The organism is Lentibacillus jeotgali (genome assembly GCF_000224785.1).
Classification (GTDB): Bacteria; Bacillota; Bacilli; order Bacillales; family Amphibacillaceae; genus Lentibacillus; species Lentibacillus jeotgali.
Map to the genome: position 1 here is coordinate 206,686 of NZ_AGAV01000014.1, position 23,043 is coordinate 229,728.

At 41.7% G+C, this 23,043-nt stretch carries 29 protein-coding genes; 8 read left to right on the forward strand and 21 right to left on the reverse strand.

What is annotated here, in order from left to right; translation table 11 throughout:
- Positions 1-4 precede the first annotated feature (4 nt).
- The 8 genes from ON01_RS10790 to ON01_RS10825 all read right to left on the reverse strand — a co-directional run bounded on the left by ON01_RS10790 (position 5) and on the right by ON01_RS10825 (position 5,118).
- Positions 5-763: a class I SAM-dependent DNA methyltransferase gene (locus tag ON01_RS10790; RefSeq protein WP_029329095.1), complete on the reverse strand. Its 759-nt coding sequence runs from the start codon at positions 761-763 to the stop codon at positions 5-7.
- 5 nt (positions 764-768) lie between these two features.
- Positions 769-1,128, reverse strand: a complete 360-nt coding sequence (gene rsfS, locus ON01_RS10795) for a ribosome silencing factor (protein ID WP_010531055.1) — start codon at positions 1,126-1,128, stop codon at positions 769-771.
- Between the two features lie 4 nt (positions 1,129-1,132).
- Positions 1,133-1,705, reverse strand: a complete 573-nt coding sequence (yqeK, locus tag ON01_RS10800; protein ID WP_010531056.1) for a bis(5'-nucleosyl)-tetraphosphatase (symmetrical) YqeK — start codon at positions 1,703-1,705, stop codon at positions 1,133-1,135.
- On the reverse strand, positions 1,692-2,261 hold the full coding sequence (locus tag ON01_RS10805; protein ID WP_010531057.1) for a nicotinate-nucleotide adenylyltransferase: 570 nt from the start codon (positions 2,259-2,261) through the stop codon (positions 1,692-1,694). The genes yqeK and ON01_RS10805 overlap by 14 nt, the downstream gene beginning before the upstream one ends.
- 88 nt (positions 2,262-2,349) lie before the next feature.
- The gene (gene yhbY, locus ON01_RS10810; RefSeq protein ID WP_010531058.1) at positions 2,350-2,640 is read right to left on the reverse strand and encodes a ribosome assembly RNA-binding protein YhbY; all 291 of its coding nucleotides are present in this window, start codon (positions 2,638-2,640) and stop codon (positions 2,350-2,352) included.
- Between the two features lie 3 nt (positions 2,641-2,643).
- Positions 2,644-3,489, reverse strand: coding sequence for a shikimate dehydrogenase (gene aroE / locus ON01_RS10815; protein WP_010531059.1), 846 nt, complete (start codon positions 3,487-3,489; stop codon positions 2,644-2,646).
- Positions 3,490-3,499: 10 nt separating this feature from the next.
- Positions 3,500-4,600 carry a ribosome biogenesis GTPase YqeH gene (gene yqeH / locus ON01_RS10820; protein ID WP_010531060.1) on the reverse strand — a complete coding sequence of 367 codons (1,101 nt, stop codon included), beginning with the start codon at positions 4,598-4,600 and terminating at the stop codon, positions 3,500-3,502.
- A gap of 2 nt (positions 4,601-4,602) precedes the next feature.
- Complete coding sequence (locus ON01_RS10825; protein ID WP_029329096.1) at positions 4,603-5,118, reverse strand: YqeG family HAD IIIA-type phosphatase; 516 nt, start codon at positions 5,116-5,118, stop codon at positions 4,603-4,605.
- Between the two features lie 389 nt (positions 5,119-5,507).
- On the opposite strand from ON01_RS10825, the gene ON01_RS10830 reads away from it, so the two are divergent.
- The 8 genes from ON01_RS10830 to sigK all read left to right on the forward strand — a co-directional run bounded on the left by ON01_RS10830 (position 5,508) and on the right by sigK (position 12,095).
- Positions 5,508-5,648 carry a sporulation histidine kinase inhibitor Sda gene (locus tag ON01_RS10830; protein ID WP_010531062.1) on the forward strand — a complete coding sequence of 47 codons (141 nt, stop codon included), beginning with the start codon at positions 5,508-5,510 and terminating at the stop codon, positions 5,646-5,648.
- 289 nt (positions 5,649-5,937) lie between these two features.
- Positions 5,938-8,274, forward strand: coding sequence for a Na+/H+ antiporter subunit A (locus tag ON01_RS10835; protein WP_010531063.1), 2,337 nt, complete (start codon positions 5,938-5,940; stop codon positions 8,272-8,274).
- The gene (locus ON01_RS10840) at positions 8,275-8,613 is read left to right on the forward strand and encodes a Na(+)/H(+) antiporter subunit C (protein ID WP_010531064.1); all 339 of its coding nucleotides are present in this window, start codon (positions 8,275-8,277) and stop codon (positions 8,611-8,613) included. It begins immediately after the preceding gene.
- Positions 8,606-10,081: a Na+/H+ antiporter subunit D gene (locus ON01_RS10845; protein ID WP_010531065.1), complete on the forward strand. Its 1,476-nt coding sequence runs from the start codon at positions 8,606-8,608 to the stop codon at positions 10,079-10,081. Before ON01_RS10840 ends, ON01_RS10845 begins: the two co-directional genes overlap by 8 nt.
- A gap of 6 nt (positions 10,082-10,087) precedes the next feature.
- On the forward strand, positions 10,088-10,564 hold the full coding sequence (locus ON01_RS10850) for a Na+/H+ antiporter subunit E (protein ID WP_010531066.1): 477 nt from the start codon (positions 10,088-10,090) through the stop codon (positions 10,562-10,564).
- The gene (locus ON01_RS10855; RefSeq protein ID WP_010531067.1) at positions 10,561-10,869 is read left to right on the forward strand and encodes a monovalent cation/H+ antiporter complex subunit F; all 309 of its coding nucleotides are present in this window, start codon (positions 10,561-10,563) and stop codon (positions 10,867-10,869) included. Before ON01_RS10850 ends, ON01_RS10855 begins: the two co-directional genes overlap by 4 nt.
- On the forward strand, positions 10,850-11,227 hold the full coding sequence (gene mnhG / locus ON01_RS10860) for a monovalent cation/H(+) antiporter subunit G (protein ID WP_010531068.1): 378 nt from the start codon (positions 10,850-10,852) through the stop codon (positions 11,225-11,227). Before ON01_RS10855 ends, mnhG begins: the two co-directional genes overlap by 20 nt.
- A gap of 160 nt (positions 11,228-11,387) precedes the next feature.
- The gene (gene sigK, locus ON01_RS10865) at positions 11,388-12,095 is read left to right on the forward strand and encodes an RNA polymerase sporulation sigma factor SigK (protein ID WP_010531069.1); all 708 of its coding nucleotides are present in this window, start codon (positions 11,388-11,390) and stop codon (positions 12,093-12,095) included.
- A gap of 24 nt (positions 12,096-12,119) precedes the next feature.
- Here sigK and ON01_RS10870 read toward each other — a convergent pair whose 3' ends face one another.
- The 13 genes from ON01_RS10870 to ON01_RS10930 form a co-directional block, all read right to left on the reverse strand.
- The gene (locus tag ON01_RS10870) at positions 12,120-12,347 is read right to left on the reverse strand and encodes a YrhC family protein (protein ID WP_010531070.1); all 228 of its coding nucleotides are present in this window, start codon (positions 12,345-12,347) and stop codon (positions 12,120-12,122) included.
- A 79-nt stretch (positions 12,348-12,426) separates the two neighbouring features.
- Positions 12,427-13,116: a 5'-methylthioadenosine/S-adenosylhomocysteine nucleosidase gene (mtnN, locus tag ON01_RS10875; protein ID WP_010531071.1), complete on the reverse strand. Its 690-nt coding sequence runs from the start codon at positions 13,114-13,116 to the stop codon at positions 12,427-12,429.
- A 27-nt stretch (positions 13,117-13,143) separates the two neighbouring features.
- Positions 13,144-13,788 (reverse strand): DUF1510 family protein, encoded by a 645-nt coding sequence (locus ON01_RS10880; RefSeq protein WP_010531072.1) that lies wholly within the window; start codon positions 13,786-13,788, stop codon positions 13,144-13,146.
- A 170-nt stretch (positions 13,789-13,958) separates the two neighbouring features.
- Positions 13,959-14,435 carry a transcription elongation factor GreA gene (gene greA, locus ON01_RS10885; RefSeq protein ID WP_010531073.1) on the reverse strand — a complete coding sequence of 159 codons (477 nt, stop codon included), beginning with the start codon at positions 14,433-14,435 and terminating at the stop codon, positions 13,959-13,961.
- 103 nt (positions 14,436-14,538) lie between these two features.
- Complete coding sequence (gene udk / locus ON01_RS10890; protein WP_010531074.1) at positions 14,539-15,180, reverse strand: uridine kinase; 642 nt, start codon at positions 15,178-15,180, stop codon at positions 14,539-14,541.
- Positions 15,173-15,832 (reverse strand): O-methyltransferase, encoded by a 660-nt coding sequence (locus ON01_RS10895; protein ID WP_010531075.1) that lies wholly within the window; start codon positions 15,830-15,832, stop codon positions 15,173-15,175. Before ON01_RS10895 ends, udk begins: the two co-directional genes overlap by 8 nt.
- A 132-nt stretch (positions 15,833-15,964) precedes the next feature.
- Positions 15,965-17,083, reverse strand: a complete 1,119-nt coding sequence (gene mltG / locus ON01_RS10900; RefSeq protein ID WP_010531076.1) for an endolytic transglycosylase MltG — start codon at positions 17,081-17,083, stop codon at positions 15,965-15,967.
- 418 nt (positions 17,084-17,501) lie between these two features.
- Positions 17,502-17,789, reverse strand: a complete 288-nt coding sequence (locus ON01_RS10905; RefSeq protein WP_010531077.1) for a DUF1292 domain-containing protein — start codon at positions 17,787-17,789, stop codon at positions 17,502-17,504.
- 14 nt (positions 17,790-17,803) lie between these two features.
- Positions 17,804-18,220: a Holliday junction resolvase RuvX gene (gene ruvX, locus ON01_RS10910; RefSeq protein WP_010531078.1), complete on the reverse strand. Its 417-nt coding sequence runs from the start codon at positions 18,218-18,220 to the stop codon at positions 17,804-17,806.
- Positions 18,221-18,490 carry an IreB family regulatory phosphoprotein gene (locus tag ON01_RS10915; RefSeq protein WP_010531079.1) on the reverse strand — a complete coding sequence of 90 codons (270 nt, stop codon included), beginning with the start codon at positions 18,488-18,490 and terminating at the stop codon, positions 18,221-18,223.
- Positions 18,491-18,586: 96 nt separating this feature from the next.
- Positions 18,587-21,229, reverse strand: a complete 2,643-nt coding sequence (gene alaS / locus ON01_RS10920) for an alanine--tRNA ligase (protein ID WP_010531080.1) — start codon at positions 21,227-21,229, stop codon at positions 18,587-18,589.
- Positions 21,230-21,677: 448 nt separating this feature from the next.
- Positions 21,678-22,745 carry an AI-2E family transporter gene (locus ON01_RS10925; protein ID WP_010531081.1) on the reverse strand — a complete coding sequence of 356 codons (1,068 nt, stop codon included), beginning with the start codon at positions 22,743-22,745 and terminating at the stop codon, positions 21,678-21,680.
- Positions 22,746-22,790: 45 nt separating this feature from the next.
- Complete coding sequence (locus ON01_RS10930; RefSeq protein ID WP_010531082.1) at positions 22,791-22,982, reverse strand: hypothetical protein; 192 nt, start codon at positions 22,980-22,982, stop codon at positions 22,791-22,793.
- Positions 22,983-23,043 lie beyond the last annotated feature (61 nt).

A 23,043-nucleotide genomic window follows, 5' to 3' on the forward strand; every position in this document is an offset into this window, starting at 1 on the left:
AAATTTAATCCGATCGTTTTACAGCAGTTATAAATATCCGTTCAGCCTGATCGTCAACATCACTCTCTTCCAGTGAAAAGTCACCGTATAAACGCTGAATTTCAAATCCGGTCTCATTTAATAACCGTTTATAAAAATCAACTTGGAACGTCTGCTGATGATGCCATTCTTCAAAACGAGCATACCGACCGTCATGCTCATTCTCAACAAAAAATGTCAGATCATGATACATCTCACCACGGTTGTCGCCTTCCAGACAAAACCATATGCAGGAAACATCGTCACTGACTTCAGCAAACGTCTGATTGACCAGATTGTTCTCAACATGATGAAGCGAATGAATATCAAATATAAACAGACCACCCGGTTTTAATATACCGGCAATATTTTCGAACACTGTATACAACTCGTCCACTTCAGTTATATAGTTCAGTACATCACAGTAACTGACTGCCATATCCTGATTTTCAATCCCCGTTAACGTACGCAGATCTTGCTGCAACCATTGCACGGTCATATTTTCAGCACTTGCACGCTGATCTGCAATACTCAGCATATCACTGGAATTATCTACTCCGATCATCCGGTAGCCGGCTCGGGCAAGCCTTGTCGTTATTTGACCTGTTCCGCAGCCTAGATCGATGATCGATTCAACACTTTTGCCGGATTGCTGAATAATTTGTTCAGTAAATGCTATCCACTTGTCGTATGGGGCATCTTCCATGAGTAGATCATAGTAATGTGCCATCTGATGATAAGCCATACTCATTATCTGCTGTTCCCGGCAATCTGGATCTCAACTTTCGATGCATCACCCCATAGACGTTCCAGATTGTAATAATCCCGCTCATCTTTATGGAAAACATGACAGACAACATCGTCTAAGTCCACTAAGATCCAGCGTGCCTGTTCAAATCCTTCCATTCGTTTAACATGAATACCTGCCTCGTCCATCGATTCTTTGATGGCTCTGGCAATCGCCTGCACCTGACGTTCGTTGCTGCCGTGGCAAATCAGAAAATAATCAGCCATTAGCGAAACATCCTGCATATCAAGAGCAACAATCTCGTCTGCCCGTTTATCGTCGCAGGCTTTCGCAATAACTTGAATGAGTTCCCTACTGTTCATGAATTCAATTACCTCCATTCAAACGTAACGTTAAATCATTATAGGCATAAAATGTATCGGGATAAACGGATCCGTGTTTACCGACAAGGAACTGGATGGTATTCCGTAACGCCATCCATGCAGCCCGATACAAATTTGTATCAGCTGTTTCTCTTACTTCCTCCACTCCCGGAAAAGTCCTGCCAGGCTCAACATAATCAGCAACAAACAGAATCGTTTCAAATTGACTCATCCCGGCTCTTCCAGTTGTATGATACCGGATGGCGTTTCTGATGTCTTCATCCGTTATCCCGTGTTCCCGTTCCATAATGACAGACGCAGCAGGCCCGTGCCAGAGTTCGTGATGATACAAAAGCAGGTCCTGCGGCAATTCGCTTTCATTGATAACCTGTCTCAAATCTTCCAGTGGAAAATTCTTGGCATAATCGTGCAATATAGCTGCCAGTTCCATTCTATCGACCGATTGATTGTTTTTTTTAGCTAATGTCACAGCTGTTTCTGCCACTCTTAATGTATGTTCAAACCTTGTCTGTTTTAGTTGCGGTCTGATCAGATCGATTGCTTCATCGCTCTTCATATAAACGTTTCTCCTTTAAATAGGCCTCCACCCCGGATGTCACCATATATCTGACGGATTTGTGTTCAAGGACGCGCTGTCTTATATCGGTTGATGAAAGTTCAATCAGCGGAACATCCACTTCAAGGATTGAGTAATTGGCTTTAAGCTCATATCCCTTCCGTTTAACGCCCACAAACGTTACCAGATCAAGCAGTGCATCGATATGCTTCCAATGCGGCAAGTACTCGACCATGTCCGCTCCAATGATAAAATAAAATTCAGCATCCGGATGCTCGTCATTCAACGCCTTCATTGTATCAAATGTATAGGACTTTCCTAAACGATTCACTTCAATTGTATTAATGCGAAAATAGGAATTGCCCGAAATCGCTCTTTCCACCATTTCCACCCGGGCTTTTGAGTCTACACGTGCTTGTTGTTTGTGCGGCGGCTCGTAAGAAGGGATGAACCATATCCCATCCAGATCTAGTTCCTCACGCACTTCCTCAGCTATTAGCAAATGTCCCATATGTGGCGGATCAAACGTCCCGCCTAATATCCCAATGCGCTTCATGCATCAATCACCCCTTTATCAACATATCACGGTCAGTATCCGCCTTACTGCGGAGGTGACTGTCCGCGAAATTCCCGATTCACTTCAACTATGGAAGCTGGATCTGTTTGTTTTGTTCTGATTCTTTATAAAGGATGATATTTTTGCCGATAATTTGAACAATCTCTGCTCCGGTTCCTTCAGCCAGTTTCTCTGCAGCGGTATTTTTATCTTCAGGACTGTTCTGCAGAATACTGACTTTCAGCAATTCACGTTTTTCCAGCGCTTCTCCGATTTGTCCGGTCATATTATCATTGACCCCAGTTTTGCCGACCTGAAAAATCGGCTTTAAATGATGGGCTTCAGACCGCAAATAACGTTTTTGTTTACCTGTTAACATTTTCTACCTTCCTTCCAGTTTATGTTGTAACTGCTGTTCCATATTATCAGCCGGCACTTTTTTTGACGTCCAAAGTTCAAAAGCATATTGTGCCTGATATAACAACATTGTATGACCATAATGAATGGACGCACCTCTTTGACTCGCCTGATGTAAAAATTCGGTCTCAATCGGCTGATAAACAATATCACTGACAAGACTATGTTCACACAGCTTATCCAGCGAAATAATCATGTCGCTGACATTAGGTTTCATTCCGATGTTCGTTGTCTGGATAATTAAATCATACCCTCCAAGACTACTTTCGGCGTCTTCGAGTGTCATGATTGATGTATTGGTATTTTTTTCGCCTAATCCAGCAATGACTTCGGCGCTTGCTTGCGTCCGGTTAGCAATATCGATCCGGGCAAATCCTTCTTTCACTAGCCCATAATATATCCCGCGCGCAGCACCTCCGGCCCCGATAAGTAATATATTGCTCACCTTCTTTTGAAAAAAAGACGGGTAGTGATGTTTTAAACTCGTGATATAGCCGGTCCAATCAGTGTTATAGCCTGTCCATTTCCCATTTCTGTGGACAACCGTATTAACAGCTCCAATCGTTCGCGCATCCTCATCCAATTGATCGAGGAAATCGATAATCCGCTTTTTATACGGAACTGTAACATTAAACCCGTCGAATTGGCTGTTTTTTAGCCTATCAATTTCCTCCTCAAATGAGTCATCCGGATCTATCTCCTGAATAGAATAATCGCCTTCCAGGTCAGCCCTTTTAAGAAATTGCTGATGTATCCATGGAGAGAGCGATCGTTTAATGGGAAACCCGATAAGCCCCAATTTATACTTCATATTACCCCTCCTACATAAAAGACCTTCGTAATGAAATCCTGACGTTTTCAGGGCTGTGCACTGCGACCGTTATATCTCCCTTTGGTATCGTTACCCATCCCAAACCGGGGAACACAATATCTGTTTTTTCCTGCTCAATCTGATACGAATGAGCAGTCAAGTCAGGCATCATTTCTATGGTTTCATTGTCTGGAGGTGACAGGAGCCCGCCCATGTGTTCGCTCAATAAATGATCGGCATTTTTTAATTTGGTTCGGTGAATGGATAACTGATTTGAAAAATAACATACGAACGATTGCCTTTCACCTTTAATGAAATCAAGGCGGGCTAGACCCCCAAAGTAAAGCGTTTGCTGATTGTTCAACTGATAGACCCTTGGCTTGACTTCTTTTTTGGGTGTAATGATTTTCAGGTCATTGTCAGAAATATAATGTGCTATTTGATTCCGGTTAACGATTCCCGGCGTGTCAATTAGTGACGTGTTATCATCCAGCGGTATCTCAATAAAACCTAAGGTTGTTCCTGGAAAATACGATGTTGTAATAACGTCAGTCGTACCTGTCGTTTCCTGAATCAATTTATTAATAAATGTGGATTTGCCGACATTAGCTGTCCCGACAATATATACACTCTGCTTTTGTCGCTTCGCCTCAATGGCTTCTGACAAATCAGACAAACCATGGCCTTTTACCGATGAAATAAGATACACAGCTTTCACAGAGATTCCTGCTTCTTTGGCCATCGTCCGAAGCCATTTAATCAGTTTATTGCGGTTTGTTGATTTTGGCAGCAAATCCATTTTATTTGCGGCCAGGATAACTGGTTTATCCCCGACAATGCTTGAAAGGCCTTTTATCATCGTTCCGTCAACATTAAAAATGTCAACCAGATGGACAACAAGACCTTCTTTATCCTTAATTTGACCGACCATCTCAAGAAAGTCATCATCAGTCATGGAAACGTCTTGTATATCATTATAATGTTTTAAACGAAAACACCGTTTACACAGAATGATGTCCCTGTCCAGTGTGGATTCAGGTGTGTAGCCGGCTTCATCCGGGTTGGATGTTTGGATGTAAGCCCCGCATCCCTGACATTTTACCTCTTCCATTTTTATTCCTCCCAGCTTATCTTGCCCTTTCTTCGCATATAACTTAAGATCCGCCGCTCAACTTTCCGGTTAATTCGTGTAACCTTTCCGTCAGATTGAACGATCGGTACAACCAATATGGTATAAAAACCTGCCATATTACCTCCGAGCACATCTGTCAGAACCTGGTCTCCTATGACTACAATTTCTTCCTTTTCTAACTTCATTTCCTTTGCGGCTTTTTTGAACGCCTGGCTCAAAGGCTTCCGGGCACTGAACAGAAACGGGGTATCAAGTGGTTCAGAGAAGATTTTCACCCGTTCCATTTTATTATTTGAAATAATCGTTACTTTAATATTATGATCCTTCATCTGCTGAAACCATTCAGTTATCTCCGGTGTTGCATTTGCAACATCCCACGCAACAAGTGTATTATCCAGATCAGTTATGATTCCCTTAATTCCTTTCTTAAATAATGATTCAGGGTTAATATCAAAAATACTTTTCACATGTTCATTTGGCAAAAAGAACTTCAACAACCATTACACCTCTTAAACTTATTTAGCAGTAATCGTTTCTTATGTAATACGTTCAACACTATGAATAAAACAATCGTATAACAGATACTTATTATAACTCAACCCATTACCATCTTTCCATCATCGAAATAAATACCGTTAGAAAACCTGTTAAATATGCCAGGAAACGTTCGACAATTTCCTTCATTTTTCGATATGTGGATAACCTTATACACAAAATCCACACTGCAACATCAACAATTTTCGCCTTAATTCATGATTTGTTCACAAGTTATCTACAGGCACTTGTAGATAATATCAATCTTGTTATGCTTTTTATTTCGTGATAACTTATTAACTATCAACCGGTTTTACAATTGGTTGCTTTAAGAGTTAGGAGGGCTGTATTCATGGAATGTTTATCTGATGAGCTGCTGCTGGAATCCTATTATAAAGCAAATGAATTGAACTTAAGCCCCGACTTTATATATTTAATTGAAAAAGAAATTTACAAACGAAATCTAATGGACAAAGTCAAACTATACAATTGAATATCGCCTGTAACCCCTGTCTTTTTAAAATGGTCAGGGGTTTTCCCTTTCAACTGTCATTATGATTATGATAAGCTATCACTGATAATATTAAAATACATATAGAGGATGTTCAAAAAGTCCGGTAAAAATGACACATCGGTGTTTCTAGTTGGCTTGTTTCTTCGCGGCTCGAACTACTCGTTTTTTTATCCCCTTTTTGAGCAGACCATATAGAATCCCTGCAGCCATTCATTTCCTCAAGCTGTTAGAAGCTGGCATTTCCATTAAGAGGAGGACAACATATCAGATGATTTTCACAGTATTAATTCCACTACTGCTTGCTTGTTTTATTCCGTTCATCAGTAAATTTAAACATAAAATACATACAGGTGTTTTTGTTCTTTTTATCCCACTGCTCGTTTTCCTTTATTTTATACAATTTGTTGGTTCGGGCTTCGAGCCAGTACGGCATACTTATAATTGGATTCCATCACTTGGCGTGAATTTCGATTTTCATCTAGATGGGCTTAGCCTGCTGTTTGCCCTGTTGATCAGTGGCATCGGCACCCTGGTGGTTTTATATTCCATCTACTACCTTGACCGGAGTGAACCGCTTGGGCATTTTTATGTCTATTTGATGATGTTTATGTCGGCAATGCTCGGAATTGTATTATCAGATAATGTATTTGTTCTTTACACATTCTGGGAGCTCACATCCATTTCATCATTTTTGCTTATTGGATATTGGCACTTTAATGAACGGTCGAGATATGGCGCGTTGAAATCAATGATGATCACTATTTTCGGCGGACTGAGTATGTTTGGCGGGTTTTCCCTGTTATCAGTAATAACAGGAACAACAAGTATTCAGTCCATGATTGCGAATGCGGACGTTATTCTTGCGAGTCCATATATGCCGCTCGCTATGGGCTTTCTGCTATTAGGTGCATTTACGAAGTCAGCCCAGTTTCCATTTCATATCTGGCTTCCAGATGCTATGGAAGCTCCGACACCGGTCAGTGCTTACCTCCATTCTGCTACAATGGTAAAAGCAGGGCTATATCTGGTGGCAAGGTTTTCCCCGGTTTTTGGGGATTACGAATGGTTTTTTATCATTGTCAGTATGGCAGGAATTGTCACCCTTTGCTGGGCATCCTATATGGCGGTGCACCAGACAGACCTGAAAGCTATTTTAGCGTTTTCTACCATCAGCCAGCTCGGTATGATTATGGCAATGCTCGGTTTTGGTACAAAAGCAGCCATCTTCGCAGCCGTTTTCCATATTTTAAATCATGCTACCTTTAAAGGCAGCCTGTTTATGGTCGCCGGTACTGTCGACCATGAAACAGGCACCCGTGACATACGTAAGCTCGGCGGGCTTCTGACATTTATGCCGATAACGGCTACACTTGCGCTGTTTGGTACATTTTCGATGGCCGGGATTCCGTTGCCGTTCTTAAACGGTTTTTACAGTAAAGAATTATTTTTTGAATCCACTTTAGGTTTGCAGGAAGGGATGGGCGCGACTGCAAGTTTTCTTGTAGATATCATCCCATACTTAGCCGTATTGGGCAGTATCTTTACGTTTGTTTATTCGCTTTATTTCCTTTTTGGTACATTCGGCGGAAAAACGCAGCTTGACAAACTGTCCAAAAAACCGCATGAAGCACCGTTCGGTATGCTTGTCTCACCTGGGATTCTCGTGCTTGGCGTCATTTTAATCGGCCTGTTCCCGAGCGCTGTCAATGGTACATTCATTGCCCATGCGGCTGAGGCTGTTTACGGAGGGGAAGTTGTAAAAGATGTCTATTTCTGGCATGGATGGAATGCACCGGCATTCCAGATGTCACTCGTTGTTGTAGGGCTCGGTGCAGTGCTGACGGCAACAAGAACGAGATGGAACGGGATTTATCAAGTGCTTCCCGGCAGACTGAGCGTCAATAAAGTTTACGATGCCATCATGGCAAGAATAGATACTTACTCAAGAAATATCACTACATTCTATATGACCGGTTCATTAAGGACCTATATGGCAATTATTTTAAGCACCATTGTGGTCATCACTGTCGGGTTTATGCTGGCTACCGGCGGCTTTACGATTGATTTCAGCAACCTGGCACCTGTCACCGTCATTGAACTGGCCGTCGCATTGGTCATTACGGTCGCGGCCGTTGGTACCATCTTTGCGAATAAAAATGTGGCAGCCGTATTGATTGTCGGTGTAGTTGGATATGGTGTCGCCCTATTGTTTGTCATTTATCGGGCACCGGATCTGGCTCTGACGCAATTGGTGGTTGAAACAGTTTCAGTAGCTCTTTTCCTGCTGTGCTTCTATCACTTGCCGAAGCTAAAAAAGCGAAACGAATCAATGAACAAAAAGGTGGTTAACGCGATTATATCTGTTGGTTTTGGTGCCATGATGACCATGATCGCAATCTCTGCCCACAGCAGTGACTGGTTTGGAACTATTTCCGATTATTTCATTGAAACGTCGTACTCACTCGGCGGAGGAGACAACGTTGTCAACGTTATTCTTGTTGACATGCGCGGTCTTGATACGTTATTCGAAATTACTGTGCTGGGTATAGCAGCCCTTGCCATTTATACCCTCATAAAATCAAAAACAAGAAAAGGAGGGAAATAAGTGGAGTTTATTATTTCAATTCTTGCAGGAGTGCTATTCGCTACAGCCATTTATAACTTACTGCAAAAACAGTTTCTGAGACTGGTTATAGGCTCTGTTCTGCTCTCCCACGGGGCACACTTATTCCTTTTGACAATGGGAGAATTGAAAAGAGGCAGCCCGCCGATCCTGACTGAAGGAATCAGTGACTACACAGACCCTTTGCCGCAGGCGCTGATATTAACATCAATTGTAATCAGCTTCGGCATCACCAGCTTACTATTGGTGCTTGCATATCGTACTGCTGAAGAAAACAATACAGATAATATGGAGCAATTAAGGGGTAACGAAAATGAGTAATCTGGCAGTTTTACCAATCATCATTCCATTAATAGCGGGAATCATTCTCGCCTTTTTCCCGAAACGGCTGACACTTGTCCGTACACTGTCGAAAATATTTATCATCAGTAATCTTGTTGTAGCGAGCTTTATAGCATGGCTTGTGTTTAATCAAGGATCCATCATACTTGAAACCGGTGACTGGGCAGCACCATATGGTATTATAATTGTTGCCGATCAGCTGTCAATCCTTCTGGTACTGACAACAAACATTGTTGCGGCAGCTTGCGCTTTTTATGCTCCGCATTCCCTGACGGACCGAAAAGAGAAGTATTACTTTTATACATTCTTTTTCATGCTGATATCAGGTGTTTCAGGTGCTTTTTTGACCGGTGATATCTTTAACATGTTTGTTTTCTTTGAGGTCTTGCTGATGGCATCTTATGGCCTGATTGTCCTCGGCGGGGATAAAGTGCAACTGCGTGAATCCATGAAGTATGTATTCATCAACCTATTCTCGTCCATGCTGTTCGTAACAGCCGTCGGGTTTTTATACGGAGCGGTCGGTACAATCAATATGGCACAGATTGCACAGCGCGTACAGGAAGTGGACCAGCAGGGAATCCTGACAACTGTAGGCATTCTTCTATTTTTTGTATTTGCTGTAAAGGCAGCGCTGTTTCCCCTATATTACTGGATGCCAAAGTCATATGCTGTGCCGAATCCGGTCATTTCAGCGCTATTTGGAGCATTGCTGACAAAGGTTGGTATCTATGCGATCATCAGAGTGTTTTCACTGATCTTTGTACATAAGATCGAGCTGACACATGAAGTATTTATCTGGATCGCTGGTTTATCAATGGTTTTTGGTATATTGGGCGCCTTATCTACCAATAATATAAAATTGATCATCGCTTACAATATTATCCCGGCTATCGGTTTTATTCTGATGGGGATTGGTGTATTCAACCAGGACGGTATCAGCGGATCCATCTATTATTTAATCCATGACATGCTGATTAAAGCTAGTCTGTTCCTGCTGGCAGGCACGATTGCTTATGCGGCTGGAACATCCGATTTACGTAAGTTCAGCGGTCTGATTCATTATTATCCGTTTCTCGGATGGATGCTGTTTATATCGGGATTTGTGTTAGCAGGTATCCCCCCTTTTAGCGGCTTTATCGGAAAAATCCTGCTGTTGCGGGGAGCATTAGCAGCTGAAGAAATTGCTATTGTGATCATTGCATTATTATCCAGTCTGTTGATTCTTTACTCAATTATGAAAATATTCATCAGAGGATTCTGGGGAGAAAAGGATGAATCATTCCAGCCAAAATCAATAAAAGGCCGGAGTGCACCGATTGTCGTGTTATTAGCTTTTTCCGTATTTTTGGGTATAGGAGCGGAGTTCATATATCCATCAATTGAATCGATTTCCAAGTACTTGCTTAACCCGGCTGATTACATCAATGCTGTGATGGAAGGATGATATAGGATGGCTTTCCAAATTGTTATTAACCTGGTCATAGCAGTAATGTGGATGCTTCTCAGTGAAGCTTATACCGCACCCAGCTTTATCACGGGATACTTGCTGGGTATCCTGTTACTGCTTCTATTGAACCGTTTTATTCCGGATACTTTCTATTTGAAACGTGCCTTTAAAATCGCCGGACTAATTATGCTGTTCATAAAGGAACTTGTTTTATCCAACATCGATATCGTTAAGCTCGCCTATGCACGCAAACCTGAATTTGAGCCAGGTATTTTCGCTTTGCCGACTGAACTGACAAGCAATTGGGAGATAACACTTCTCGCCAACCTGATATCATTGACACCGGGTACGCTTTCAGTTGCAGTATCGCATGATAATACTTATTTGTACATTCATGCAATGCATATCGATGACATTGATGATGAAATCAATTCCATTAAGAATACATTTGAAAAAGCCATAATGGAGGTGACACGATGAACCTTTTGTCCGCCACCGAGTCAATTGTTCAAATATCGACCATCATATGCCTCGCTGCGATCTCTATTTCACTTATTCTGCTTCTCTGCCGGATCATTATAGGGCCAACAAATGCTGACCGTGCAGTCGCCCTTGATTCAGTGGGCATGAATATGATGGGACTGGCAGCATTGATGGCGGTACTGATTCCGACGACAAAATTAAATGATGTCATTTTACTGATTGGCATTCTTCTATTCATCGGGACATTAGCCGTAGCGAAATATCTGGAAAAGGGTGTTATCATTGATAGAAAACTGGATTGATATTATTGCAAACATCATTATAGCCCTTTTACTGTTATCTGGATCCTTCTTCCTGTTGTCCGGCTCAATTGGGGTTATACGCTTTCCGGATGTCTATACAAGGCTCCATGCAACCACAAAAGGGGCGACCTTGGGTATATCAGGTTTGCTGATTGGTGCTTTCTTATTTTTGTATATGCAGCATGGCATCATCAGCGGAAAGCTATTGCTTGCGATTGTGTTTACGCTCCTGACTTCCCCGGTTGCGGGGCATATGATATCGAGAGCAGCTCACAAAGCAGGTATCAAACCGGTTACAAACCAGAGAACGGATGAATATGAAAGAGCCATCCAAAACCAAAAACAGCAACAGAAGTGACTCTGACGGGTCGCTTTTTTTATACCCTCAAAAATGTCTTCTCTTCATTGCCAGATACAGACAGGTCTTTTCTGTTCGGACAGACACAAAAACGGCATCTCCTTCATACAGATGATATATAGGCGATCACCCAGCCATAATCCAGGGAGGTGCATTATATTTGTCAGGCATTTTGAGTTTTCTAGGCCTGCTAATTAAAGAAGCGCTTTTTTTTGTCTCCTATGTTAAAAACCACGCTTTTCCACAGCCCTTGTCACCCGAAGATGAAACTAAGTATATCAAAAAAATGCAGGAGGGTGATGAAGACGCCCGCAACAAGCTGATTGAACACAATTTACGGCTGGTTGCTCATATCGTCAAGAAATTTGAAAATACCGGAGAGGACATGGAGGATCTCATTTCGATTGGAACCATTGGCTTAATTAAGGGAATTGAAAGTTATTCCTCCGACAAGGGGACCAAACTGGCAACATACGCAGCTAGGTGTATTGAAAATGAAATATTAATGCATTTACGTGCATTAAAGAAAGTAAAAAAGGATGTTTCTCTGCATGATCCAATTGGTCAGGATAAAGAAGGAAACGAAATTAGCCTGATCGATATTCTGGAAGCAGAAAATCAGAATATTATCGAATACATTCAATTAAACATGGAAATCGAAAAGATGAATGATTACTTATCCATCCTTGACAGCAGAGAAAGAGAAGTGATTCTGTATCGGTACGGACTGAATAACTATAAGGAAATGACACAACGGGAAATTGCCGATATGCTGAATATATCCCGGAGCTATGTATCACGGATAGAGAAGCGCGCTCTGATGAAGGTTTTTCATGAGTATTACCGAAAAGAATTTAGCCAAAAATAGAGTACGGGTTTCCTGACCCGTACTCTATTTTTGACATTCTTCACTTAAGCGGCGGGTTAGGAAACTGAACCAGCCTGCGATTGCTGCCAAGGTAAATGACAATATGGTCAAAGCCTTTCCATCAGCAGAATAATTGATATACGTATTGATAACGGCTCCAATATATAAATAGACGGCCAATATGAGTAATGTTACAGTAAATCGGCGGTAATCTGCCAGCTTTGTCTCTGTTTTCTGTTCACGATGTGTCATATGATATCCCCCCCATGAGGAAATCATAACACATGTCATGACTTTAAACGGGAGGTAAATCATGGATGGAACTGACGGATCAAAGTTTTTGAACTATTTTCATAATCAGGTTTGCTGCATTTTTTGCAGCCATATCCAGGAAAGCATCAAATGAGATGGACGATTGTTTTCCGGCAATGTCCGATAAAGCCCTGATCACCACAAAGGGTGTTTCATATTGATAACAGACCTGTGCGATGGCTGCGGCTTCCATTTCCGCTGCAATGATTTCAGGAAATTTTTCTCTGACAGCTTCTGCCTGTTCCTCATCTCCCATAAATGAATCACTTGTTGCAATAATACCTTCCCGATAACCGATCCCGATCTGTCTAACAGCTTGTCCTGCTTGTGAGGCTATATCAGCATCCGATGTGTACATGGCAGGCATTTTTGGAACCTGTCCATATGCATACCCAAATGCTGTAGCATCTACATCATGATGCACAACCTCTGTCGAAATAACAATATCCCCGACGTTCAATTCAGCAGCAAATCCGCCGGCAGACCCGGTATTAATAACCTTCGTCGGATTGAACCGTTCATGCAGGATAGCTGTAGCCATGGCAGCATTTACTTTACCGATTCCGCATTTCATCAATACGGCATCATGACCGAACAGCTTTCCCCTGATAAACAAACAATTGGCAGCTGCAGTTTCTTCCTTTTCTGTCATGTTATCCTTTAACAAAGCAATTTCTTCGTCCATTGCACCAATAATCCCTACAGTCATAATTCATTCCTCCATAAACTTTTCCATTTACTCAAAACGCCATTTCTGATCGTTTTCTTTCAGTTCCTCTACTTTTGTCGGCTGCCAGCCTTCATTTGGAATCCACTGGTTATAGACACGGTATATTTCGGTTTCATCAGGATCGGAAACCGTATTAATCACTTTTTCGTCTCCATTACGCTCAATCCACCACATGGTTAAATTATTCACATCCAGCCCAGTCGCTTCTGCAACGGCTTGTCGCATCTCATTTCTGTCCTGAGAGCCTTCATTATAATTTATCGTATGCGGTTCAGACTGCTCCGTACCGACAGGCTCCCAGTCACCTGTATAGGCCTCTGCTACATTGTCATCAGATGGTTCGACCTGTTCAGTCTCCGTTTCCCCGTTATTTTCTTCATCCATATCAGAATCGTTGTTGGTTCCGGACTCGTCAGAACCATCAGCTGACCCGCTCTCACCTTCCGATTCTGAATTGGAATTTGACGCCTCTTCCTGTGATGACGATTGATTTGTCTGATTGTCACCTGACTTACCGGCTTCATCACTACCACCAAAAATAAGCAGCGCTATTAACACTATCACTAAAATACTTCCCACTATAATAAACGTCGATAAAAGCTTCGTATTTTTTCTTCTCTTTTCATACTTGTTAACACGTGAGGTAGACACGGGTTAGCCCCTCCCATCTGCTATTACCTTTTATACTATCATATTTTTTACAAGAAGCTATATGTCATTTTGCCGATTTTTAAAAACCTAACAAAAAGGAGCTATATAATTTCTATAGCTCCTTTTGTTCCGTTATGTCGATTTTGGAGATGGTAATGTGTAAGTAATTTTTATTCAACCTTTTCAATTCTTACCATAATATCCCCGGCAGGTGTAGTTACAGATACTTCAGCACCAGCTTCTTGGCCGATCAGACTTTTAGCCATTGGGGAGTCGTTTGAGATTTTGCCTTCGAACGGATCTGATTCAGCACTGCCGACGATTGTGTACGTTTCTTCATCCCCGTCAGGCAACTCTTTAAACGTAACAGAGCTGCCCAGTGAAACAATATCCGGATTTTCGTTATCGTTCTCAATAATGACGGCATTGCGGATCATTGTCTCCACCTGAGATATGCGTGACTCAACAAATGCTTGTTCATCCTTTGCAGCATCATACTCAGAGTTCTCGGACAAGTCGCCAAAACTGCGTGCAATCTTAATACGCTCCACGACTTCCTGTCTTTTTTCCGTTTTTAAATGCTGCAATTCCTTTTCCAGCTTATCTTTCCCCTCTTGAGTCATGTAATAACTTTTATCTGTAGCCATGAACATTTACACTCCTTTTATCCTCAGTACAGCATAAACCGTATTGGTATAAATTATTACTAGCAACTACTATGGCAGATTTAATTTAAATTTTCAATACTTTTCACTGTGAATTTTGCCTCGTTCTGGACAAAATCTTTTCAATTTTTGTAGCCATGATATCGATGGCTACATGATTCTGGCCGCCTTCCGGAATAATGATGTCCGCATACCTTTTTGTCGGTTCAACAAATTGAAGATGCATTGGCCGGACATTGCTTTCATATTGCCCAATAACAGAATCCAATGTTCTACCCCGCTCCTTAATATCCCGTAACAGCCTGCGAATAATACGGACATCGGCATCCGTATCGACGAACACCTTGATATCCATTAAATCCACCAGCCGCTTATCTTCCAGTATAAGTATACCCTCCAGAATAATCACCTCTTTTGGTTCCACAGTGATCACTTCATTTGACCGTGTATGCATTTTATAATCATAAACCGGTTTTTGGATCGGCTGATGATTGATTAGATCATGGACATGGCTGATCAATAAGTCATTGTCAAATGCCAGCGGGTGGTCATAATTGGTATTCAGCCGTTCCTCAAAAGGTAATTGACTTTGATCTTTGTAGTAATAATCCTGTTCAATGACAAGAATTGTTTTGTCCTGGAAACGCTGGCAGATAGAACGAGTTACGGAAGTCTTTCCGCTTCCGCTCCCACCGGCAACACCAATTACAACTGGTTTCTCAGGCATCGGATGAAAGCTCCTTTCTTTCCTTTGTTTTGCTGATTGCAATACCATCGCCGACAGGCACAATAGTCGTAGTAAAATCCGGATGATTTATAAGCCAATCGTTATATGCACGGATTTTTTGGGCGATTTTCTGATATCTTGGGTGCTGTTTTTCGCTATCTGCTACATAGCCTTTAAACAGAACGTTATCTGTTAATACAAATCCATCGCTTGCCAAAAGCGGTGTTGAAAGTTCAAAAAATCGCTGGTATTTTCCTTTTGCAGCATCAATCAGGACAAGGTCGAACGCATCATTTGTCATATTCTGCAGTACGTCAATTGCGTCCCCATAGATAATGCGGATATGATATTGCAGCCCTCTCTCCCTGACATTACGGATAGCTTGATTATAACGCTGTCGATCTCTCTCAATCGTTACAATCTTCGCGCCCGGGTTAGCTTGAAGCATTCTTAATGCCGAGTACCCGGTGGCCGATCCAACCTCCAGAATCTGACCAGGTTTTGTCAGCCGAATCAGCTGCATCACAAATTGCATACTAACCCGATCCATGATAGGAACACCATTATTATGGGCCGTCTGTTCAAGATCAGTAACCCAGTTCTCCTCATCCGGCAATGTTTGCAATAAATAGTTCGTTAACGTCTCGTCCAATCAATCACCCTCTTACATGCCACTCGTTAATGGTAAAGCTGAATTGTATTTAACTGGTATCCAGCTGCATTTAAGTCAAATCATTAAAAAACAGGAAATGCGGGACTAAGATCACACCGCACTTCCGCCTTTTTAATCAATATATTTCTCTTTGAGTGTATTGTGCGCTTTATTTGTTTCTGAAAAATGGATATTGCCTTGATCATCATGAAGAAAATATAAATAATCCGATTTCTGAGGGTTGACGGTTGCCTTCAGTGACGACTCGGCAAAGTTTGATATTGGTCCGACAGGCAGCGAATTTACGTGATACGTATTGTAAGGTGATTCCACTTCCAAATCCTTATGCAATACTTTATCTTTGTGCTCTCCTAGGGCATACAGTACTGTCGGATCCGTCTGAAGCGGCATACCTTCTTCAAGCCTGTTATAAAATAATCCAGCAATTTTTCTTCGCTGTTTATCAGAACTTGCCTCATTTTCAACGATGGACGCCATCGTCAGTGCCTCATGTACTGATAAATCCTGAGCAGAGATTTCATCCAGATAAGGTGTGACAACATTGACTGTTTTTTCGAGCATACGGCTTACCACCGCCTCAACAGACGGTTCCTTATTATAAAATTGATATGTGGCTGCAAATAGATATCCTTCCAGCGGTGTTCTGACCTTGGGATTTAAAATATCATTTGTAAGAATTTCGGGATATGATTTGATTAATGACTCAATGTATTCCCGGTCATTTACTTTTTTAAGAAAGTCCTTTTTGCTGAACGGCAATTTGTTGGCGTATATCTCAGCAATCTCATCGATTGATTTTCCTTCAGGTATTGTCACCTTATATAGCGGGTCTTCCATAACTTTCCCGTTTTGAAGCGCTTGAATGATTTCATCAATTCCCATGGAAGGGGAAAAAGTGTATTCACCTGCCTGAAATTGGGTCTCGTTACTTATTTTCGTATATACACGAAAGACAGTGTCATCTTTTATGATATTATTTTCTTCCAGGATTGCTGCAATTTCGGATGTCGAGGACCCCATTGGGATTTCGATGGCAACATCCTTATTACTGTCAGGATCAACAGGCTGCAGTGCGGATTTTATATAAAAATATGCCGAAATAATGCCCACAATTAAAATAAGCAGCAGAGAAATGATGGTTATCGCAGCTATTTTCCGGACCATTTTGGCATCTTCGCTGCGCTTCAGCAGGTTATTTTTGTAGCTGCCTGACATTTTTTTTTTGGACATTCTTCTCCCCCTTTCACCCGCTATATTATACTAAAAAAAATAGTAACTATCTATCCAGAAATATTAAGAAAACGTAGCTTATGGCCAGGCTTTAATGGGAAAAGCCTAAGTTGCACTTATGGTGAAGTTGGGACAAAAGAGTTTTATAAAAGAAAAATCCGAACGAACTTGTCATTATGGTTAGTGATATAACCCGCTCCGGAAATATACTTCGCGCACTTTAGGGCGGCTGGTGAGCCTCCTCGTGCTTCGCACTGCGGGGTCTCACCTATGCCTTTCCTCCTCTAAGTATATGTCCTACACTAAAGCAGTGCATTGTTCGTCTTTAGAGTTGCTGTGTTAGTTATGTCCCAACTCAACTGCCAAAAGAAAAACTGATATCAATCAAGATATCAGTTCATGCCAACCGATTCCATCTTCACTCGTCGTTCTCTTCATCAATCAATGTATGAAGCATTTCTTCAACCATTTCCCATTCCTCATCAGATTCAATTGGGAAAAGCGAAAGGTCATCATCGTCTTTTTTCTGCTCTTCATACCGGAAAGCATAGACTTCTACTTCTTCATCTTCTTTTTGTTCTGCCGGAACAACAGCTAAATAAGAATTTCCGGTCTGATCAACATCAAATGTAAATAATACTTCAAAAAGATGTTCTTCTCCATTTTCATCAGGTATAATAATGCGTTCGTTTTCTTCCAGTGCCATCAGTACACTCCTTTTTACGGTTTCTGATCCAGATAACTTTGTAGAATCATCACCGCTGCCATTTTATCAATTACTTTTTTTCTTTTCTTTCTGCTCATATCAGCTTCAAGTAAAACACGTTCAGCAGCAACTGTTGATAGCCGTTCATCCCAAAGTACCGCCGCAATGCCATGGACGGCCTCGACATGATCTGCATATCTCCTTGATGCTTCACCGCGCTCGCCAATCGTTCCATTCATATGTTTTGGCAATCCAATAACAGCTTTCCCAATAGATTGCTCTCTTATGATTGTTTTAAGCTGTTCATCTGCAGAAGCGATATGCTGTTCATCCCATTTAATTGTCGTTAGGCCCTGTGCCGTCAAACCCAAAGGATCACTCACAGCAACCCCGATTGTCTTTGAACCAACATCCAGTCCGATAATTTTCATCTAGCTTTCCTTCTGCTGTTCTTCAAGATAAAACTTCACAACTTCCTCAATGACCTCATCACGTTCTACCTTGCGAATTAAGTTCCGTGCATCATTATATCTCGGTATATATGCAGGGTCACCGGATAATAGATAGCCAACTATTTGATTGATTGGATTGTAGCCTTTTTCTTTAAGTGCACCGTGAACGGTCAGCAGTATTTCTTTTATATCCTGATCAAAAGGCTCCTCCGAAAAATTAAATTTCATTGTTTTATCAATAGAGCTCATAGTGACACCTCATTCCACATATTTTACCTTTATTTTCTATTTTAACATGTTTATCGTTCATATTATATCTTTTTTGCCAGATAGAATACAGGTTTTCTATTTATTTAAGTGTTTTGTGACATATTCTTTGGCACTTTCCAGCGCGTCATTAATTTTACCCGCGTTTTTTCCGCCTGCCTGAGCCATATCGGGACGGCCGCCGCCACCGCCACCGCATATTTCTGCAGCCTGCTTAATCATATTGCCGGCATGCAGACCTTTCGGAGTTAAATCTTCGGTCACGCCAGCAGCCAATTGAACTTTCTGATCGTTTGCGGCCGCCAGCAGGATGACACCTGACTCAAGTTTTTGTTTCAGATCATCCACCATGTTCCGGAGTTGATTCATATCTCTTACGCTGACTTTTTCAGCAAGCACTGTCACACCATCGACTGCTTCACTGTTTTCAAGGATGGATGAGGCTTCCTGGTTTGATAATTTTGCATTCAGCGATTCATTTTCTTTTTGCAGTGATTTGATTTCATCATACAAACCTTCGACACGTTCCACGACATTGGCATCATTCGTTTTCAACAGGTCAGCAGCTGCCTGCATTATGCCCAGCTTTTCGTTCATATAATCGTATGCCTGCTTGCTTGATACAGCTTCAATCCTCCGTGTGCCGGCGCCAATCCCGGTTTCGGAAATGATTTTGAATAAACCGATTTCGTCCGTGTTTCCGACATGGCAGCCGCCGCACAGCTCAATACTGTAATCACCAATTTGCACAACCCTGACGATGTCGCCATATTTTTCACCAAATAGAGCCATCGCACCCATCGCTTTGGCTTCCTCAAGCTTTTTATGATCAATGACAACCGGGATCCGGTCCCAAACCTTTTCGTTTACTTTTTGTTCGATTTGGTTCAGCTGTTCCTGGTTTACAGAACTGAAATGGGAAAAATCAAATCGCAGCCTGTCCGGTGTTACAAGAGATCCTGCTTGGTTGACGTGTTCACCGAGTACATCCTTCAGTGCCTGATGCAGCAAGTGTGTTGCGGTATGGTTCTTCACAATCCCGGAACGGAAAGCTGTTTCAACCGCTGCTTTGACATTTTCCCCTGTCCGGATTTCACCCTCTTTGACACGAACTCTATGAACGTTCTGGCCTTTTGGTGCTCTTTGGACATCCTCAACATATGCAGATGCGTTGTCGGTATATATCCAGCCATTGTCAGCGATTTGACCGCCGCTTTCAGCATAGAATGGTGTCTCCTTCAGGAAGATGAATACAATATCCCCCGCTGCCGCTGAATCAGTCAGTTCTTTTTTGTTAACAATCACGTCAATTACTGTTTCCACTTCCAGCTTATCATACCCGACAAAAGTGCTGTTCGTCTCGATTTCACCCAGCACACTGTCCTGAATCTGCATTGAATCGACCTTTTGCCGTGCATTTCTGGCCCGCTCACGCTGCTTTTCCATTTCCTCTTCAAATCCTTGTTCATCAATAGTAAAACCATGCCCAGCAACGTATTCTTCGGTCAGCTCTTTCGGAAAACCGTACGTATCATATAATCTGAACACTTCTGCTCCTGGAAAAACAGTACTTCCCTTTCGTTCCTCTTTTTGAATAATGTTATTTAATATCGCCAGACCGTCATTGAGTGTTTCATGGAACCGTTCTTCTTCTTTTTTGATGACCTTTTCAATATAATTTTGCTGTTTAAGCACTTCAGGATAGAAATCCTCCATGATTTCGCCAACGGTCGGAACCAATTTGTACATAAATGGTTCATCAATTCCAAGATGCTTGGCAAATCGTACAGCCCGGCGCAATAACCTGCGGAGCACATAACCTCTCCCTTCGTTGGAAGGAAGCGCCTTGTCGCCCACTGCGAATGCGACGGTGCGGATATGATCAGCTATGACTTTAAATGCGGTATCATCCTCTTCATTCTGCCCGTAAGTTTTACCGGAAATAGCTTCTGTCTGGCGGATTAGCGGTATGAACAGATCAGTTTCAAAATTTGTCGGTGTGTCCTGAATAACCGATACAACCCGTTCAAGTCCCATACCGGTATCAATATTTTGCTTCGGCAGCGGTGTATACGTATGGTCCGGGTTATGGTTGAATTGGGAGAAGACCAAATTCCAAATTTCAAGATAACGCTCGTTTTCACCGCCTGGGTAAAGTTCAGGGTCATTCGGATCGTTTCCGTAATACTCGCCGCGATCATAAAATATTTCTGAATTAGGGCCGCTTGGTCCCTCTCCAATATCCCAGAAATTTTCTTCAAGTCTGATTATCCGTTCTTCCGGGATCTGTATATCGTGAAGCCAGAGATCGTAAGCCTCATCGTCCTCGGGATGAACGGTAACAGATAAGAGTTCAGGATCAAACCCAATCCATTTATCACTGGTCAAGAATTCCCACGCAAACTCAATGGCTTCTTTTTTAAAATAGTCGCCTATTGAGAAGTTGCCAAGCATTTCAAAGAAGGTATGATGTCTTGCTGTAAACCCGACGTTTTCAATATCATTTGTGCGAATTGATTTCTGCGCATTCACAATTCGCGGATTTTCCGGGATAATGCGTCCATCAAAATATTTCTTCAGCGTTGATACGCCGCTGTTGATCCACAGCAATGTCGGATCTTCTTTCGGAACCAGTGATACACTCGGTTCCACCTGATGTCCTTTTTCTTTAAAATAGTCAAGAAACATTTGCCTGACTTGAGCTGATGTTAACCGTTTCATCTTTTTACCTCCACCATTCATAGTCTCCTGGAAACCCTGGTTTATTGCAAAGCTTTTACAGTGAAAAGCCTCCGTTGCTCTTATGCAGTAAGAAAGTATCTACAGGTATTAAAAAAATCTCCTCTCCAGTTATGTTAGAGACGAGATATCGCGGTACCACCCTAATTATGAATGAGCTTTTCATTCATCACTCTGCATGATAACGGTATGAAACCGACGGGAATTAACCGTACTCAGGTTTAGCTTCCATGACTCGACATTCAGGATTCTTCCAGCCTGCTGAAATCCCTCTCTGCAGTGTCTGGCTGAGCAGTATTGATCCAATAATACAGATTATTCGGATTCTATATACAACTTCCAAACACTTTTGAATGGAGGCACATGTACTCGTAACCTTCAGCGTATTCTCACGTATTTGCTGATAGTATAGACAACTATACTCCAATTGTCAATTATTCTTTCTGACGGATATGGTATGTGATATGACAACATTTAGTACGGCCAAGACTGGTACAGCCAGAATCATTCCGATCACACCGCTTAATTGACCGCCCAATAATAGTGCAAAAATGATGGCGATTGGATGAATATTAATACTTTTGCCAACAATGTACGGCGAAAGCAAATTCCCGTCAATTACCTGAATTGCAAAGATACCCGCCAGTACGAACAAAACCAGTTTGCCCGAAATAGTCGCCGTTATGGCAACCGCTGGAATTGCGCCGATAATCGGCCCAAAATACGGGATAATATTCGTCAGCCCCATAATAATAGCAAGTAATAATGCGTAAGGGATGTCTAAAAATTTAAATAAGGCAAAAGCAGTTACCCCGACAAACAGGCAAACAATAAGCTGTCCTCTTATGTAACTTCCAAGTCCTTCATCAATTGATTGGCAAAGTATCCGGGTACGTTCATGGTATTTCCAGGGAATCCACTTTTTGACATATTTTTTTATCGTTTCAAAATCCTTTAGAATATAGAAAACCAGAACCGGTATGACCGTAATGACAATTATCATATCGAATATTTTGGTGAAGCTCCGAACCAGATCTGTCAGCAGATCCTCGATATATGTTTCTGCTTCGGATATCAGTCCATCCATCCTGTCATGGACCGTTTCCGGCAAAAAGGATGTATATTCATAAAGGCTGTAAATAATGTTCCGGTACATCTCAATCATTTGCGGCAATTGCTCCTGCAAATCGCTGGTCTGTTCGATAACAGCCGGATAAATACGATAAATCAGATAACCTGCCCCGCCGAAAAACAACATATATATCAATAAAATAGCCAGGCTTTTCGGAAGACCGTGCTTATGCATTTTTTGAATAATCGGATAAAGCAGATAGGCAATCAAAACAGCAATCAGAAATGGAAGCAGCAGATGCCATAGGAATGAAAATACAGCATCATATACTGGAAAAAGTTTAACGAGTAAATAGATAAATAAAAATGAAAAAATGCCGGTTATGATCCAAAAGAGAAAATTCAATGGTTTATTATCCCGGAACATATCCACCACCCCCTGAAAAAGGGAAGCTTACTAGTGATGAGAGAATTACCATTGAATTTTCCTTTCGTCTTCCGTAAATAAATCATCAAGAGAGCTTAAAGAACCATCTGCTTCAACCTGATGAATCGCTAGTTTTTCATTTATTACGGTCAGTTCAATAAAGCAATTCCAGCAATAGAATTGCTGCGATCCAATTTTCCCTATATCTTTGCCACGGCAATTCGGACATACCAACATAGAAAAGCTCCTTTTAACCCGCATCTAGCTGGCATTAAGTTCCCACTGCATAATACACATT

Coding starts and splice junctions, on each gene's coding strand:
- ON01_RS10835 (WP_010531063.1), top strand. CDS start 5,938: ATGATTTTCACAGTATTAATTCCACTACTGCTTGCTTGTTTTATTCCG.
- aroE (WP_010531059.1), bottom strand. CDS start 3,489: ATGAAGTATAAATTGGGGCTTATCGGGTTTCCCATTAAACGATCGCTC.
- ON01_RS10830 (WP_010531062.1), top strand. CDS start 5,508: ATGGAATGTTTATCTGATGAGCTGCTGCTGGAATCCTATTATAAAGCA.
- ON01_RS10790 (WP_029329095.1), bottom strand. CDS start 763: ATGGCTTATCATCAGATGGCACATTACTATGATCTACTCATGGAAGAT.
- ON01_RS10905 (WP_010531077.1), bottom strand. CDS start 17,789: ATGGCACTGGAAGAAAACGAACGCATTATTATACCTGATGAAAATGGA.
- ON01_RS10845 (WP_010531065.1), top strand. CDS start 8,606: ATGAGTAATCTGGCAGTTTTACCAATCATCATTCCATTAATAGCGGGA.
- ON01_RS10805 (WP_010531057.1), bottom strand. CDS start 2,261: ATGAAGCGCATTGGGATATTAGGCGGGACGTTTGATCCGCCACATATG.
- ON01_RS10870 (WP_010531070.1), bottom strand. CDS start 12,347: ATGACACATCGTGAACAGAAAACAGAGACAAAGCTGGCAGATTACCGC.
- udk (WP_010531074.1), bottom strand. CDS start 15,180: ATGCCTGAGAAACCAGTTGTAATTGGTGTTGCCGGTGGGAGCGGAAGC.
- ON01_RS10855 (WP_010531067.1), top strand. CDS start 10,561: ATGAACCTTTTGTCCGCCACCGAGTCAATTGTTCAAATATCGACCATC.
- alaS (WP_010531080.1), bottom strand. CDS start 21,229: ATGAAACGGTTAACATCAGCTCAAGTCAGGCAAATGTTTCTTGACTAT.
- ruvX (WP_010531078.1), bottom strand. CDS start 18,220: ATGAAAATTATCGGACTGGATGTTGGTTCAAAGACAATCGGGGTTGCT.
- ON01_RS10930 (WP_010531082.1), bottom strand. CDS start 22,982: ATGTTGGTATGTCCGAATTGCCGTGGCAAAGATATAGGGAAAATTGGA.
- rsfS (WP_010531055.1), bottom strand. CDS start 1,128: ATGAACAGTAGGGAACTCATTCAAGTTATTGCGAAAGCCTGCGACGAT.
- ON01_RS10915 (WP_010531079.1), bottom strand. CDS start 18,490: ATGAGCTCTATTGATAAAACAATGAAATTTAATTTTTCGGAGGAGCCT.
- mltG (WP_010531076.1), bottom strand. CDS start 17,083: ATGTCCAAAAAAAAAATGTCAGGCAGCTACAAAAATAACCTGCTGAAG.
- yhbY (WP_010531058.1), bottom strand. CDS start 2,640: ATGTTAACAGGTAAACAAAAACGTTATTTGCGGTCTGAAGCCCATCAT.
- mtnN (WP_010531071.1), bottom strand. CDS start 13,116: ATGACTGTAGGGATTATTGGTGCAATGGACGAAGAAATTGCTTTGTTA.
- yqeH (WP_010531060.1), bottom strand. CDS start 4,600: ATGGAAGAGGTAAAATGTCAGGGATGCGGGGCTTACATCCAAACATCC.
- ON01_RS10925 (WP_010531081.1), bottom strand. CDS start 22,745: ATGTTCCGGGATAATAAACCATTGAATTTTCTCTTTTGGATCATAACC.
- greA (WP_010531073.1), bottom strand. CDS start 14,435: ATGGCTACAGATAAAAGTTATTACATGACTCAAGAGGGGAAAGATAAG.
- yqeK (WP_010531056.1), bottom strand. CDS start 1,705: ATGAAGAGCGATGAAGCAATCGATCTGATCAGACCGCAACTAAAACAG.
- ON01_RS10850 (WP_010531066.1), top strand. CDS start 10,088: ATGGCTTTCCAAATTGTTATTAACCTGGTCATAGCAGTAATGTGGATG.